This window comes from Herbidospora cretacea, assembly GCF_001570605.1.
In the GTDB taxonomy this organism is placed as follows: Bacteria; Actinomycetota; Actinomycetes; order Streptosporangiales; family Streptosporangiaceae; genus Herbidospora; species Herbidospora cretacea.
The window spans coordinates 37474-53358 of record NZ_BBXG01000016.1; the positions used below are offsets into that span (position 1 = coordinate 37474).

At 69.5% G+C, this 15885-nt stretch carries 10 protein-coding genes; 8 read left to right on the forward strand and 2 right to left on the reverse strand.

Going from position 1 to position 15885, the window contains the following annotated elements; genetic code table 11:
• Window positions 1–63: 63 nt before the first annotated feature.
• Window positions 64–2955: a discoidin domain-containing protein gene (locus tag AW270_RS26870; protein WP_061298863.1), complete on the reverse strand. Its 2892-nt coding sequence runs from the start codon at window positions 2953–2955 to the stop codon at window positions 64–66.
• Between the two features lie 566 nt (window positions 2956–3521).
• On the opposite strand from AW270_RS26870, the gene AW270_RS26875 reads away from it, so the two are divergent.
• From AW270_RS26875 to AW270_RS26910, 8 genes are all read left to right on the forward strand, one after another.
• A complete protein-coding gene (locus tag AW270_RS26875; RefSeq protein ID WP_245674867.1) occupies window positions 3522–4514 on the forward strand; it encodes a LacI family DNA-binding transcriptional regulator in 993 nt (330 codons plus the stop codon).
• Window positions 4515–5225: 711 nt separating this feature from the next.
• A complete protein-coding gene (locus tag AW270_RS26880) occupies window positions 5226–6611 on the forward strand; it encodes an ABC transporter substrate-binding protein (protein ID WP_063819355.1) in 1386 nt (461 codons plus the stop codon).
• A 68-nt stretch (window positions 6612–6679) separates the two neighbouring features.
• Window positions 6680–7594 carry a carbohydrate ABC transporter permease gene (locus AW270_RS26885; protein WP_061298868.1) on the forward strand — a complete coding sequence of 305 codons (915 nt, stop codon included), beginning with the start codon at window positions 6680–6682 and terminating at the stop codon, window positions 7592–7594.
• Window positions 7595–7622: 28 nt separating this feature from the next.
• Complete coding sequence (locus tag AW270_RS26890) at window positions 7623–8597, forward strand: carbohydrate ABC transporter permease (protein ID WP_082801864.1); 975 nt, start codon at window positions 7623–7625, stop codon at window positions 8595–8597.
• A 53-nt stretch (window positions 8598–8650) separates the two neighbouring features.
• Entirely contained in the window at window positions 8651–10186 is a 1536-nt protein-coding gene (locus tag AW270_RS26895; protein ID WP_061298870.1) for a glycoside hydrolase family 13 protein, read from the forward strand.
• A gap of 135 nt (window positions 10187–10321) precedes the next feature.
• Window positions 10322–11239 (forward strand): ABC transporter ATP-binding protein, encoded by a 918-nt coding sequence (locus AW270_RS26900; RefSeq protein WP_061298872.1) that lies wholly within the window; start codon window positions 10322–10324, stop codon window positions 11237–11239.
• The gene (locus AW270_RS26905) at window positions 11239–11991 is read left to right on the forward strand and encodes an ABC transporter permease (RefSeq protein ID WP_061298874.1); all 753 of its coding nucleotides are present in this window, start codon (window positions 11239–11241) and stop codon (window positions 11989–11991) included. The genes AW270_RS26900 and AW270_RS26905 overlap by 1 nt, the downstream gene beginning before the upstream one ends.
• The gene (locus AW270_RS26910; protein WP_061298876.1) at window positions 11984–12760 is read left to right on the forward strand and encodes an ABC transporter permease; all 777 of its coding nucleotides are present in this window, start codon (window positions 11984–11986) and stop codon (window positions 12758–12760) included. Before AW270_RS26905 ends, AW270_RS26910 begins: the two co-directional genes overlap by 8 nt.
• Here the strand turns inward: AW270_RS26910 and AW270_RS26915 are convergent.
• Window positions 12747–15827: an AMP-binding protein gene (locus tag AW270_RS26915; RefSeq protein WP_082801865.1), complete on the reverse strand. Its 3081-nt coding sequence runs from the start codon at window positions 15825–15827 to the stop codon at window positions 12747–12749. The genes AW270_RS26910 and AW270_RS26915 overlap by 14 nt on opposite strands.
• Window positions 15828–15885 lie beyond the last annotated feature (58 nt).

A 15885-nucleotide genomic window follows, 5' to 3' on the forward strand; every position in this document is an offset into this window, starting at 1 on the left:
AACGTTGACGCCCGGGGGGAGGGGCGTCCTCCCTCCTCCCGGGCGCCGGTCACGTGGTCCGGGTCACGAGCCGTAGGCCTCGAACTCGGAGATCTGCGCCGCGGGCCAGCCGGTGTTGCCGGTGACGTTCAGGCGCAGGTAGCGCTGACTGCTCGCGGTGAACGTGATGGTCACCGTGTTGCCGCTGGAGGGGTTGAAGACCCGTCCGGCGCTCGCCGACAGCGTCGACCAGGTCGAGCCGTCCTGCGAGCCGAGGACCGACAGGGTCTGGGTGCGGGTGGCCCAGGCCGTCGCGGGGGGCAGCTTCAGGACGACGCGGCCGACCGTGCGGTTCTGGCCGAGGTCGACGGTGATCGTCTGCGGGAAGGCGTTGTTGGCGCTCTCCCAGTAGGAGTTGGCGTTGCCGTCGACCGCGTTGCCGGGGCCGTAGTTCTGGGCGACGCCGCTGGCGGTGGCCGGGCGGCCCTGGGCCAGGTTCCCGGCCGGCTGGCTGGGGGTCGGGCTCGGGCTGGCCGACGGGGAGGGGGACGGGGACGGGGTGGAGCCGGGGGTGCCGTACACCTCGACCGCCGAGAGCTGCGCGGCGGGCCAGCCGGTGTTGCCCGTCACGACGACGCGCACGTAGCGGACCGTCGCGGGGGTGGTGTTGATCGACACCGTGTTCCCGGTCGCCGGGTTGAAGGTGCGGCCCGCCGAGGCGGAGAGGGTCGTCCACGACGAGTTGTTGGTGGAACCCTCGACGGCGATGGTCTGGGTGCGGGTGTTCCAGGCCGACGGGGGCGGCAGCTTCAGGTCCACGCGCTGGACGTTCACCGGGGCGCACAGGTCGACGGTGATCGACTGCGGGAAGGCGTTGTTGGCGCTCTCCCAGTAGGTGTCCTGGTTGCCGTCGACCGCGTTCTGCGGCACGAAGTTCTGGTTCGTGCTGGTGGCCGTGACCGCCTTGTTCCGCGCCAGGTCACCGGTGCCGGGGTTGCACACCGAGGGGCTCGGCGACGGCGACGGCGAGGGTGAGGGTGACGGCGACGGGCTGGTCGGCGGGGAGGGTGAAGGCGAGGGGTTGCCGCCGCCGCCACCCGGATAGATGTAGTTCGGGTTCGGCCAGGTGCCCGTGCACGTCGAGTTGTTCGGGCCGTTCCAGCCGGAGTTGCCGCCCAGGTCGACCGGGGAGAACGAGGCGCCCACGCAGTTGTGGATGGCCACGCCCGCGCCGATGTAGCTGGCCCGCACGTTCTGGAAGGTCGTCTGGGCCGCCGACTGGGCCTGCATGACGTAGGTCCCGGTGCCGACGATGTTGACGTTCCGGAAGTTGACCGTCGCCGTGCTGCCCTCGATGAAGTGGATGGCGGCGTACGAGCTGTCCAGGATGTCGGTGTCGGTCACGTTGATCGTGGCGTTGATCGGCTCGTTGAGACCGGAGAACCAGATCGCGCCGACGCCGAAGCGCCAGTTGTAGTCGTTGTTGCCGGTCCGGATCAGGGTGTTCCTGGCGACCGTGTGGGTGCCGGCGACCGCCGTGCCCTGGCCGGAGTTGACGCCCGGATAGCGGTTGGCGATGTGGATGCCGCCGCCGTTGGACAGGGTGTCGGAGACCACGTTGTCGGTGATCTTTATGTCCCGGCCGCCGTACGTGACGATGTTGTTGGCCAGGATCGGCGCGATCACCGTGTTGAAGCTGAAGGTGTTGTTGACGTTCGCCATCCGGTCGGGCCACATGGCCAGGCCGTCGTCGCCGGTGTTGCGGACGAAGGTGTTGGTCACCGTCGAGTTCGTCACGCCGGTGTGGAAGTTCACGCCGTCGGCGATCTGGTCGACGATCCGCGAGTTGCGGATGACGAAGTTGTTCATGGGGCCGTCCATCCAGGCCCCGACCTTGGTGTTCTCCATCCAGACGTTGTCGATGACCGAGTCGGTCATCGCGCCGCCGAAGGCGTTCACCTGGTCGTCGTCCACGCGTTCGCGGATGTCGCCGACGACCGCGAGGTCCCGCACCACGACGTTGCGGCTGGGGCCGCCGGCCTCGTGGGCGCGGATGCCGCCCTGGTAGCCGCCGCCGGAGACGTACTTGCCGTAGATGCCGACGGCGCGGTTGCGCTGCGTCGGGTGGCGGCCGGTCAGCTTGGTGTGCCAGGGTCCCGCGCCGCGCAGCGTGACGCCGTCGACCACGACGTGGTCCCAGAGGGTGTACGTGCCCGCGGGGACGTACACCTCCTTGCCCTGGGCCTTGCCGGCGTCGACCGCGGCCTGGAAGGCGGCCGTCGAGTCGGTCGCGGAGTTGCGGGCGGCGCCGAAGTCGTCGACGGACAGGGAGCCCGACGGGCGCCCGATCGGGTCGGGGGCCACCTCGAAGTCGGCCAGGTCGACCGTGATCGGGACGTTCGACTGGGCCTGGACCCGGATCTTCGTGCCGGCCTGGTAGGTCTGGCCGAACAGGGTCTGGGTCTCGTCGTAGAAGTGGTGGGGGTTGGTGTCACCCGGGTTGTTGTTGAACGGGTAGCCGCCGTAGAACCAGCCGTACACCGAGGTCAGGGAGATGTCCTTGAGCTTGGCGCCGCCGACGCGGACGTCGGCGTTGATGGTCTGGCCCTGGCCGCCGTTCGCGTCGGGGATGCTGTAGCGCACCGTCATCGCGTTGGCGGGCTTGGTCAGGGTGAACTCGACGTACTCACCCGGCGCGTCGATCGTGACGGCCCGGCGGCCGGAGGCCTCGGAGGGGAGCGTCGTGTAGATCCGGTTGGGCCCGATGACGGTGCCGTTGTGGGCGACGTCCTCGGCCTCGAACTCGGTGAACGGAACGGTCGCGCCGCGACCCGGGACGCCCCACGGGGAGTCGGCCGAGGCAGCCGCGGCGGCGGTGCCGGTGAGACCGGGGACGGCCACCGCGCCCGCCGCGATCAGGGCGGCGCTCGCGAGGGCGGCGGACAGGCGACGTGATCGGATTACCGATGGAGGCATCGGCGGACCCTTCTGCTGTCAGGTGCGGGCCCGCGCCGCCGCCGGGGGGTCGGCGGATGACACGAGCCAAGGGGGTGCCCGGTTCCGCCGTCGCGATCGGCGGTCCGAGATGTCCACACCATAGGATGGCCAACAGAAGTCCGCAATATTTCAACTTGATTTCGCAAAAGGTCTCGTCTGGGGTCATCTGACAGGCCCTGACCCACACGGTCATGACCCCCGTACCGCCTGAGGTGCCCGGTCTTGCTCTCCCGCAGCGCCGCTGACCTGGCCTTTTAAGGCCCTCCTAGGGTTCGGTACGCAAACTTTCGGCGAACTGTCAGGGATGTGACGTGTGTAACGTTCATGTGTCCCGTGGTGGTTCCTGAGAACACGTAAGCGCGCGTATCTCCTCGCAAACGATCGTCCCGAGCGTGCTACCAGGACCGTTGGTTAACAAGAGGCCATTCCATGATCGTGACCCGATGGGTGGAAAACGCTCTCATAGCCAGATGGCACCGGGGGAATGCAAGCAGGTTGCGTTGATCAGGCGTATAGTTTGCGCTGTGACACGTCGACTTGCAGAAGTGGCGAAGAAAGTCGGAGTCAGCGAGGCCACCGTCAGCCGGGTGCTGAACGGCAAGCCGGGCGTCTCCGACGCGACTCGCGCGGCCGTGCTGACCGCCCTGGACGTCCTCGGCTACGAGCGCCCGACGCAGCTCCGGGGGGAGCGCGCCCGCCTGGTCGGCCTGGTCCTGCCCGAACTGGGCAACCCCATATTCCCCGCGCTGGCCGAGGTCGTCGGCGGCGCCCTGGCCCAGCGGGGCTTCACCCCCGTTCTCTGCACGCGGACCGCGGGCGGCCTGTCCGAGTCCGACTACGTGGAGATGCTGCTGGAGCAGCAGGTCTCCGGCGTCGTCTTCGCGGGCGGCCACTACGCCGAGGCCGACGCCCCCCACGAGCACTACCTGAGGCTGCTGGAGATCGGCCTGCCGGTCGTGCTGGTGAACGCGGCGAGCGACAACCTCGACTTCCCCCGCGTCTCCACCGACGACGCGGTCGCCGTCGAACAGGCCTTCGGCCACCTGGTCTCGCTCGGCCACGAGCGGCTGGGGATAGTGCTGGGCCCCGAGGACCACATACCGTCCCGCCGGAAGCTGGCCGCGATCACCACGGCGGCCGAGAAGGCCGGCCTGGCCGACGTCGCTGTCGAACACGCGATGTTCTCCCTCGAAGGCGGCCAGGCGGTGACCAACCGGCTGATCCGCATGGGCGTCACCGGCATCATCTGCGCCTCCGACCCGCTGGCGCTTGGAGCGATCCGGGCGGTCCGCCGCATGGGCATGTCGGTGCCCGAGGACGTCTCGGTCGTCGGCTACGACGACTCGAACTTCATGAACTGCACCAACCCGCCCCTCACCACGGTCCGCCAGCCCATCGAGGCCATCGGCCGCGCGGCGGTCACCCTCCTCGTCAACCAGATCGACGGCGCCCAGGTGACGGCCGAGGAACTCCTCTACGAACCCGAGCTCGTGGTCCGCGGCTCCACCGCCCCGGCAAGAGTCCGCATCGGCGTCTGACCCCGAAGCCCCGAAGCCCCGAAGCCCCGAAGCCCCGAAGTTGAAGTGCCGAAGCTGAAGCGTCTGAAGTTCGAGGCGCCGAACTATCGAAGCCCAAGCGCTTGAACTCGAAGCCCTGAAGCCCCGCCTTCCTCTGGAAGTGCGGGGCTTCTGCGTTTCCGCGCGACTCGTGGTCAGCCGCCGGCATCACCATCCGCGGACGGCCCCTCGGGCCCTGCCTGTTCCGAGCCGACGGGCGGCGACTGTCGACGCAGTTCGTCGCCCGAACCGTGGAACTCCCGGACACTCCATCCGCATCCGACCCTCACCAGGGTCGTTCCAGTTCATCTGATCGTCGATTCCGTGCGTACTGACAGGAACTTGTTTGCGGACCCTGGTCGGTGTTTGACTGGAACGGTCATGGACCTGTCAAGAGATGTCTCAAGCATGACAGCGTCCTGCGCGCGACCATCGAGGCAGGTCGCCTCCGCGACCTGCGGGTTCTTGTTTCAAGCACGTTCACTGCGCCGCACTGTCACTTTTTTGCATCTTGAGTACCGGACTCTTGCTAGGCAATGTTCGTCTCTGTATGTTTCTCGCAACCGGTAACACGAAGCGGACTCGTAACTCCACCTTCATCGATCGGGCCTTCGGGGGGCTCGTTCCGGAACTTGCCAGACGGACAGGTGCTCTCAAGGTGTCGTGGTTGGCCACGGCAGGAGGGAATCATTGATGCAATCCCGTAAATTCGCGACGTTGCTGGCCGTGGCGGGGCTCGCCCTCGCCGCCGCGGCGTGTGGCTCCGAAGAGACCCCGGCTCCGCCGGCCGCCAACCCTTCCGGCGGCTCGGCTCCCGCCGCCGCCGAGAACGCGCCCGTGACGATCAGCGTGGGCTGCCAGCCTCCGAAGACGAACCCCAAGGAGCGCGCGCAGTGGGACGCGGACGTCACCGCGTTCCAGGCGAAGTACCCCTACATCACGATCGAGAGCAAGGACGCCTTCCCTTGCATCGTTCCTGAGACCTTCCAGGCCAAGCTCGCCGGTGGCCAGATGGAAGACCTGTTCTACGTCTACTACACCGACGCCGCCCGGATCATCGGCGCCGGTCAGGCCGCCGACATCACGCCCTACCTGAGCGAGGCGCCCTCCTTCGCGGAGATCCGCCCCGACGTCAAGGGCGTCTTCGAGTCGGGCGGCAAGACCTACGGCGTGCCGCGCACCAACTACGCGACCGGCCTCGTCTACAACCGCGCCCTGTTCACCCAGGCCGGTCTCAACCCGGACATGCCGCCCAAGACCTGGGCCGAAGTCCAGGACGCCGCCAAGAAGATCGCCGGTCTCGGCGCCGGCTACGTCGGCTTCGGCGAGTACTCCGCGGGCAACACCGGCGGCTGGCACTTCACCTCGTCGATCTACGCCCGCGGCGGCGCGATCACCAGCGAGGACGGCAAGACCGCGGCGTTCAACAGCCCCGAGGGCAAGGCCGTGCTGGAGAACCTCCGCAAGATGCGGTGGGACGACAACAGCATGGGCACCAAGCAGCTGCTCCGCTGGGAAGACCTCATGCGGATGATGGGCTCGGGCAAGCTCGGCATGATGATCGGCGCCCCCGACGTCGTCCAGGCCGTGAACAACGACTTCAAGGGCAAGTTCGAGGACTACGGCGTGACCGCGCTCCCCGAGTCGACCCAGTCGCTGTCCGGCGGCGACGGCTACATGTTCAACGCCAAGGCCACGCCCGACCAGATCAAGGCCGGTCTGAAGTGGCTGGAGTACAAGTTCCTCACCCCGGGCCAGGGCCAGTTCGACTACGCCCGGAACAAGGCCGACGGCCTGCCCACCGGCCTGCCGCTCACCGACCTGTACGGCTCGGCCGCCCCCGGCGCCAAGATCCAGGCCGACCGTGAGGCCAACGCCAACGTCCCGACCGAGCACTTCGCCCCCTACGTCGAGGGCACCAAGTCGGTGACCTTCAAGCTGGAGCCGGCCAAGGCCCAGGAGATCTACGCCATCCTCGACACCCCGATGTCGGCGGTCCTGACGCGCAAGGACGCCAACATCGACCAGTTGCTGGCGGACGCGGAAGAGAAGGTCAACAAGCTGCTGGCAGCGGGCTGACCCGAAGTTCGGGGGCCGGTCGCAGGGCCGGCCCCCGATAGTCACGTTGAGATTGTGAGCGCAAACCGATGACGACACTCTCCGCGAAGGGCGCCCGCCGGCGTCCCCCCGGGGCCCTGCGGCGCGCGGTGAGCCGGAACCTCACGGCCTACGGCTTCCTCTCCGGGGCCCTGATCTGCTTCGCGTTCTTCTCCTGGATCCCGATGGTCCGGGAGTTCATCCTGTCCTTCCAGAAGACCAACTTCGTGAACTCGACGGAGTGGGTCGGCCTGGAGAACTTCCGCACCGTCCTCAGTGACCCGGCCTTCGTCTCGGCCTGGGTGAACACCGGGATCTTCACCCTGCTGGCGCTGGTCTTCGGCTACGTCGTCCCGTTCGTGTTCGCGGTCGTGCTGAACGAGCTGCGGCACGCCCAGGGCTACCTGCGGCTGATCGTCTACCTGCCGGTGATGCTCCCGCCGGCCGTCGCGGTGCTGCTGTTCAAGTGGTTCTACGACCCGGGCTCCGGCCTGTTCAACCAGGTTCTCGGCGTGGTCGGCATCCCCCCGCTGGCCTGGCTCGACTCGACCACGACCGCCCTGCCCTCGCTCGTCATCGTCTCCACCTGGATGAACCTCGGGACCGGCACGCTGATCTACCTCGCGGCCCTCCAGAGCATCCCCAGCGAGCTCTACGAGGCGGCCGAGCTCGACGGCGCGGGCCTGTTCAAGCGCGTGTGGCACATCACGATCCCGCAGACGCGGCTGATCCTGCTGGTCATGCTGCTGCTCCAGATCGTGGCGACCATGCAGGTCTTCATCGAACCCTTCCTGCTGACCGGCGGCGGTCCGGAGAACGCGACCGTGACGGTGGCGTACCTGATGTACCAGTACGCCTTCAGCTTCGGGAACTTCGGCGGCGGCGGCGCCCTCGGCTTGATGCTGATGCTCGTCCTCATCGTCTTCTCCGCCTTCTACCTGCGCGTCTCGCGCGACCAGACCTAGCCGAGACCGGCAGAGAGGAGGAACACCGATGTCGCAGAGCACCGTCCAGCGGCCGATCAAGGCCGTGAAGGACACCCCGCCTCCGGTCAGGCACCGCGGACACCGCAGGAAGAAGAAGGAAGCGCCCCAGCAGTTCCGCGGCCTGGTGTCGCCCCACACCCTGACCACCCGACGCGGGAAGATCGTCTACTGGACCGTCCTGACCCTCGTGGTCGTCGGGTTCACGCTGGCGTTCGTGTTCCCGCTGTACTGGATGGTCACCGGCGCGATGAAGTCGCCCGAGGAGCTCGCCACCATCCCGCCGACCTTCTTCCCCCAGGAGCTCAACTGGGGGGTGTGGGCCGAGGCGTGGGACCTGCTCGACCTGGGCCTGTTCCTGCAGAACACGCTGGTCTACGCGGCCGGCGCCTGGTTCTTCACGCTGACGTTCGACGTGGCGGCGGCCTACGCGCTGTCGAAGCTGCGGCCGATGTTCGGCAAGGTCGTGCTGGCGCTGATCCTCTCGACGCTGATGATCCCCCCGATGGTGATCCTGCTGCCGGCCTACCTGTCGGCCGTGGAACTGCCCGTCTTCGGGTGGAGCCTGCTGAACACCCCGTGGGCGATCTGGCTGCCCGCGGCGGCCAACGGGTTCTTCATCTTCCTGCTCAAGCGGTTCTTCGACTCGATCCCGCGGGAGCTGCTCGAAGCCGCCCAGATCGACGGCGCGTCACCGATGCGTATCCTCTGGTCGGTGGTCCTTCCGGTCTCCCGGCCGATCCTGGGGGTGGTCTCCATCCTCGCGGTGGTCAACGTCTGGAAGGACTTCGTCTGGCCGCTGCTGGTCCTGCCGGACAGCGAGAAGATGTCGATCAGCGTCGGCATCTCCTCGCTTTCGGCTCAGATGCCGCAGAACGTCTTGATCGCCGCTCTCTTCATCGCGAGCATCCCGGCGATCGTGGTGTTCCTGGTGTTCCAGCGCAGCATCATGGCCGGTCTGACGGCGGGAAGTCTCAAAGGCTGACCCTGTCGCCAGTGTCGCCCACTCTCCAATAAAGCCTAAGGAGTTGTTCCAGCATGCCCGAAACGTGGTGGCGGGGGGCCGCGATCTACCAGGTCTACCTGCGCAGCTTCGCCGACGGTAACGGCGACGGCATCGGCGACCTCGCCGGTCTGCGCAGCCGCCTGGCCTACCTCGCCGACCTCGGGATCAACGCCGTCTGGCTGGTCCCGTGGTATCCCTCGCCGATGGCCGACGGCGGCTACGACGTGGCCGACTACCGGGCCATCGAGCCGTCGTTCGGCGACCTGGAGGAGGCGGAGAGGTTCATCGCGGAGGCCCACGAGCTGGGCATCAAGGTGATCATCGACGTCGTGCCGAACCACCACTCCGACCAGAGCGAGTGGTTCAAGGCGGCGCTGGCGGCCGGCCCCGGCTCACCCGAGCGGGAGCGTTTCTGGTTCCGGGACGAGCCCGGCGACTGGAAGTCGATCTTCGGCGGCCCGGCGTGGACCCAGGTGCCCGACGGGCAGTGGTACCTGCACCTGTTCGCGCCCGAGCAGCCCGACTTCAACTGGACCAACCCGGAGGTCCACCAGGAGTTCCACTCGGTCCTGCGCTTCTGGTTCGACCGCGGCGTAGACGGCATCCGGATCGACTCGGCGGCCGTGCTGGTGAAGAACTTCGAGGGCGGCGACCCCGACGGCTACACCGACCTGCCCGAGGTGCACGACATCTACCGGAGCTGGCGGACCCTGGCGGACACCGAGTACACGGACCGGATCTTCATCGGTGAGGTCTGGTTCCCCGACCAGGAGCGCTTCGCCCGCTACCTGCGGCCCGACGAGCTGCACACCGCGTTCAACTTCGACTTCCTGGCCGCCCCCTGGGAGCCGGACGCGCTGCGGAACTCGATCACCACGACGCTGGAGACCCACGCCCCGCTGGGCGCGCCGCCCACGTGGGTGCTGTCGAACCACGACGTGACCCGCGTGGTGACCCGCTACGGCCGCGAGATCACTTCCTGGGACCACGGCGCCCGCCGTGACGGTTTCCCGTCGGACCTGGAGCTCGGCTACCGCCGGGCCAGGGCGGCGGCGCTGCTGGCCATGGCGCTGCCCGGTGGCGTGTACATCTACCAGGGCGAGGAGCTGGGCCTGCCGGAGGTCGACGACATCCCGGCCGAGCTGCGGCAGGACCCGATGTGGGTGCGCTCCGGCCACACCGTGCCGGGCCGCGACGGCTGCCGCGTCCCGCTCCCGTGGTCGGGCCAGGAGAGGCCCTTCGGGTTCGGCACGGGCGACCCGTGGCTGCCCCAGCCCGCCGACTGGAACAAGCTGACCGTCGAGGCCCAGCGCGAGGACCTCGGCTCGATGCTGACCCTCTACCGCACGGCCCTCGGGCTACGCCGCGAGCTGCTCGGCGACGGCACTCTGACCTGGTGCGACTCCCGCGCCGACGTGCTCGCCTTCCAGCGGGAGTCGGGCCTGGTCTGCGTGGTCAACCTGGGCGCCGAGGCCGCGCCGCTGCCGCCGCACACGGAGGTGCTGCTGTCGAGCGGCCCTCTCGACGGCGACCGACTGCCCGCCGACACCGCCGTCTGGCTGCGCTGACGGGGGCACTTCATCTCGGGTCCGTGACCGTTCGTGGGAAGCGCGAGACGCGGTCTGCCGGAGGCAGGCCGTGGCTCGCGCCTGGAATCTGCCCAGTAAAACCGGTCACGGGCCCGCGCCAACGGGGGATCAACCATGGCACTGATCGAGGCCTCAGGGCTGGAGAAGGGTTACCCGGGGACCGACGTGAGGGCGGTCGCCGGGATCGGGTTCCAGGTGGAGCGCGGGGAGGCCTTCGGGTTCCTCGGGCCCAACGGGGCCGGGAAGTCGTCCACGATGCGGATGCTGGCGTGCGTCTCCCAGCCGAGCGGCGGGAGCCTGCGCATCCTCGGCCAGGACCCGGTCACGCACGGCCGCGAGTTACGGGCCCGCCTCGGGGTGGTGCCCCAGGACGACGCGCTCGACCTGCAGCTGACCGTCCGCGAGAACCTCATCGTGTACGGCCTCTACTTCGGGCTCTCCCTCAAGCACATGAGGGCCAGGAGCGCCGAGCTGCTGGAGTTCGCCCAGCTCGCCGACAAGGCGGGGGAGCGGGTCGAGCACCTGTCGGGTGGCATGCGGCGACGGCTGACCATCGCCCGGTCCCTCGTCAACGACCCCGAGATCCTGCTCCTCGACGAGCCGACCACCGGCCTCGACCCGCAGGCCCGCCACATCCTGTGGGACCGCCTGTTCCGCCTGAAGAACTCCGGTGTGACGCTGATCCTCACCACCCACTACATGGACGAGGCCGAGCAGCTCTGCGACCGCCTGGTGATCATGGACAAGGGTCTGATCGCCGACGAGGGCACCCCGCGCGAGCTGATCGACCGCCACGTCACCCGCGAGGTGCTGGAGCTCCGCTTCCCGCCCGGGGAGCAGCAGCAGGCCGCCGACAAGCTGGGCGGCGACGTCGAGGTCCTCCCCGACCGCCTCCTCTGCTACGCCGACGACGGCGACGCCGTCCAGGCGCGGGTGACCGAGCTGGGTCTCCAGCCGCTGACCGCCCTGGTCCGCCGCGCCACGCTGGAGGACGTCTTCCTCCGCCTCACCGGCCGATCGCTGACCGACTGATGTCCCGCGCGCTCGCCTACTGGCTGTTCCGCTACCGCCGGACCTGGCAGGGCACGATCGTCGTCTCGGTCGCCAACCCGCTGCTGTTCCTGCTGGCCATCGGGGCCGGGCTGGGCTCGCTGGTCCGGGGCGACGTCGAGGGCGTGCCGTATCTGGAGTTCTTCGCGCCCGGGATGCTGGCCGCCGCCGCGTTCCAGAACGCGTTCATCGACGCCGGGTTCGGGGTGGCGACGGCGCGGGGGCGCGAGAGGGTCTACCAGACCGCCGTCGCGACGCCGCTGTCACCGGGTGCGGTGATGGGCGGGCACCTGCTGTTCATCGGGCTGCGGGTCTTCGTGGGAGCGCTCGCCTTCGTGCTGGTGATGGCCGCTTTCGGGCTCTTCTCCTCCGCCGGTACGGCCCTCGCGGTGCTGCCGGCCGCCACCCTGACCGGTGTCGCGCCCGCGACCGTCGTCGCCGCCTGGGCGGTGACCGTGACCGACTTCCCGCGCCTGAACACGGTGTTCCGGTTCGTCGTCATGCCGATGTACCTGTTCTCCGGCACCTTCTTCTCCGTCGAGCAGCTCCCCGCCGCGCTCCAGTCGCTGATGTACGCCCTCCCGCTCTGGCACGGCGCCGACCTGTGCCGATCCCTGGCCCTCGGCACCGCGACCCCCGGCATGACCCTGCTGCACGTCGCCTACCTGGGCGCGCTCGCGGTCGCGGGGGTGCTGGTCGGGCGGGCCACCTTCCGGAAGGTGCTCTATGTCTAGGCTCCCGGCCGCCGGCGGCGCCCATCTGGTCGTGCTGCGCAACGTGTGGGTGCACAAGGGCGGCACCCCGTGGACGATGGCGCTGTTCTCCGTGTACGAGCCGATCCTCTACCTGCTCGCCCTCGGCGTCGGCGTGGGCGCGCTCGTCGGGCGGGTGCCCGGGGTCGACGTGCCGTACGCGGCCTTCGTCGCGCCCGCCCTGCTGGCGACGGCGATGATGAACAGCGCCCTGGAGGAGACCACCCAGACCGTGTACGGCAAGCTCGCCTTCGACCGCTACTACCACTCGCTGCTGGTCACACCGGTGACCACCCGCGGCATGGTCGCCGGGGAGCTGCTCTGGGCGGTGCTGCGCGCCCTGATCACCGGCGTCGGCTTCCTGGCGGTGATCGTGGTGTTCGGCCTGGCCCGCTCGCCGCTGGTGATCCTCGCCGTCCCGGCCGGCCTGCTGACCGCCTTCGCCTTCGGCGCGGCCGGGCTGGCCGCGGCGGCCTACGCGCGGGGCTGGCACAGCTTCCAGTACGTCCAGCTCGTCATGCTGCCGATGTTCCTGTTCGCGACGACCTTCTACCCCGTCACCGTCTACACCGACTGGGTGCGGATGCTGGTGGAAGCGCTCCCGCTCTACCACGCCATCGAACTGTCACGGGGGCTGGCGCTGGGCGAGGTCGGACCGGGCCTGCTGCTGAACGCCGCCTACCTGGTGGTGTTCGGCGGCGTCATGCTCGCCGTGGCCCAGTCCCGCTGGGCCACCCTCATGGCCAGGTGAGTTTCTCGATGAAGTCGGCGGCCAAATCGGCGATGGCGGTGGGCTCGTAGGCGTGGCGGTTGTAGATGAGCTGGCCGCGGAGGGTCCCGTCGTGGGACTCGCTGATGAGGATCTCCGGCGGGTGCAGGTCGGGGTCGTCGTCGGGGAGCGTCCACTCCATGATGGGACCGGCCGGGACGGCGAACTCCTCCGACGGCACGCCCGGCAGGTGGGCGGGGTGCCCCCAGCTCTCGAACCGGAAGTAGGCGGGGAACGGCACCAGGGAGTGCAGGTGCCCCCAGTCGTGGAACTGGCGCTCGGAGGCCGCGAGGAACTCCCGCCGGACGTGGTCGATGACGTCGGGCAGCGCTCCCACGCCCGGGACCGCGATCAGGTTCCACCGGAACAGGCAGCCGACCGCGTTCTCGAACCCGGGCCGCGCCCGGCCGCTGACCGGGTTGGCCAGCACGAGCCGCGGCGCCCGCGCCCACGCGCCCAGCGTCAGCGCCCAGGCCGCCGCCAGGACCATCGACACCGTGGCCCCGCGTGACCGGGCCAGGTCCCGCACGTCGGGGACGGCGAAGTGGTGCGCGTCCGCCGCGCACAGCCGCACGTCCCGGGCCCGTCCCGGCAGGCGTTCCAGCGATGTCGGAGCGCCCGCCAGCGTCGCCTCCCACCACGGGCGGTGCCGCGCCCATTCCCGGCGCTCCCACGCCACCACGTCGCCGTAGGGCACCGCCGGGGGCAGCGGCGACGACGCGCCGTGCCGGATCGCGGAGTAGAGCACCCCGAGCTCCCGCAGCAGCACCGTCGCCGACCCGCCGTCGAAGACCAGATGGTGGACGGAGACGACCAGCACGCACCCCTCCGGCAGCTCGATCACCTCCACCCGGAGCAGCGGCCCGTTCTCGACGTCGAAGGGCGCGCGGACCCGGTCGGCCGCCAGCTCGGCGGCCTCCTCCTCCGACCCGCGCCGGTGCACGGCGATCGGGACGTCCATCGTCTCCAGGACCGGCCCCACGCCCGGGTCGCGGAAGACGGTCCTGAGGCTGTCGTGCCGCCGCACCAGCTCCGCCACCGCCCGGCGGAGGACGCCGAGGTCGAGCCCGCCCGGGACCCGGACCGCGACGTGGACGGGCGGCATGTGGCGCCGCTCCCCGGAGGCGTGCATCCACCGCCACCAGTGGGCCTGCACTCCGGAGAGGGCGCCGTCCTCCAGAACCACGTCGTCGTCACCAGCGGCGGTGGAGACGGCGTCACGGATCTGGACGGCCTGATGGGCCAGCACGGGCCGGTCGAAGGCGAACTTCCCCTCGACGGGGACCCCGAACCTCTCCGTCACCCGCGCGGCCAGCTGCGCGGCCCGCAGCGAGTCCCCGCCGAGCGCGAAGAAGTCGTCGTCGGCGCTGGTCGCGGGCACCCCGAGCACCCCCGTCCACAACCGGCCGAGCGCGATCTCCTCCTCGCTCGTGAGCGGCCTGCCCGAGGGCTTGGCCACGCTGAACAGCGAACGAACCTCGGCCTTGACGACCTTGCCGAGCTCGTTGCGGGGGAGCGCGTCGACGAAGACGTAACGCGAGGGCACCTCATTGCGGGCGAGCCGCTGATGCAGGAAGGCGCGCAACCGGTCGGCGAAAGGAGGACCGTCGCCGGATGCGAGTTCTCCCGACGCTGCGCCACCCGAGGCGGGCGCTTCCAGAGCGATGTGGCCGGGTGCTGCGCTGCCCGACGCGGGCGTTTGCGGGGAGATATCGACGGATGTGACGGCTTTCGTAGAGCCGGCGGCTGATTCGGTCGTCCGCGAAACGAGTGCCGACTGTTCTGTCCGTGCCGACTTTCGGACGACTGCGGCGGCGATCATCTGGCCCATCGTGGCGTGGGGGAGGCCCACCACGGCTGCGTCGGCCACCTCGGGGTGGGCCCGGATCGCGGACTCGACCTGGGGGAGGGAGATCTTCAGGCCGCCCGACTTGATGACGTCGCTCTCGCGGCCCACCAGGTACAGGTAGCCGGAGGCGTCGAGGCGGCCGAGGTCGCCCATCCGGGTCCAGCCGTTCTTGAAGGTCTTCGCGCTGGTCCCGGGGTCGCCGTAGTAGGTCCGCTGGGCGGCCGGGGCGCGGAGCCAGACCTCGCCGACCTCGCCGGCCGCCAGCGGGACGCCGTCCTCGTCGGCGATCATCAGGTCGCCCCGGCTGGTGGCGCGGCCGACCGAGTCGGGGCGGCGCGGGTCGACGATCATCGTGGTCTGCGCCGGGACGGCCTCGGTCGAGGTGTAGTAGTTGACGATCATGGCCTTGGGGAAGGCCTCCGGCAGGCCGGCCGCCACCCGGGGCGGCAGGGCGTCGGCCGAGGAGCTCAGCAGGACCACGCTCGACAGGTCGTGGTCGCGCCACACCCCGGAGTCGAGGAGCTCGGTCGCCATCGCGGGCACCACGAACACCGTCCCGATCCGGAACCTCTCGATCAATCCGCAGAACTCGGCCGCGTCGAATCTGGCCGCCACGACCGCCGCCGGATGGGCCGTCACCGTGTTGACCAGCATCATCTGGCCCGCGTTGGTGCCGATCGGGAAGGCGTGCAGGAAGTGGGCCGAGTGGCCGAAGGCCCGGAACGCGGGCTTCTCGGCGTGTCCCCAGGCCAGGTTGGCGTGGGTGGCCATGACGCCCTTCGGCTGCCCGGTCGTGCCCGAGGTGTAGAGGATCTGCGCGGGGTCGTCCGGGGAGAGCTCCACGTCCGGGACGCCCGAGCCGGACAGAGGCCCGGTCAGCACCCAGCGGGCCGCGCAGTCGTCGGTCATCACCTTCAGGGTCGCCGCCGACTGCCGGGCGGACAGCGGAACCGCGACGCCACCGGCCCGCAAAACAGCCATGCAGGTGACGGCGAAATCCACCCATTGATCGTTAGGAAAGAGCAGACCGACCCGGTCACCCCGTTGCAAGCCCTTGCCGAGCAGGGCGTGTGCCCCGGAGTCGGCCGCCGCGTCCCATTCGCCGAACGTGAGTTCCCGGCCGTCTGTGCTGATCAGGGCGGTTCTGTCCGGATGTTCGACGGCCCTCGCTCGAAGTAAGTGGGGGAGGGTCGCGGTCATGGGCCCACCTCTTCCGCGTACAGCAGACGGTCGGAAGGGGAGTAAATCAGACCGAACG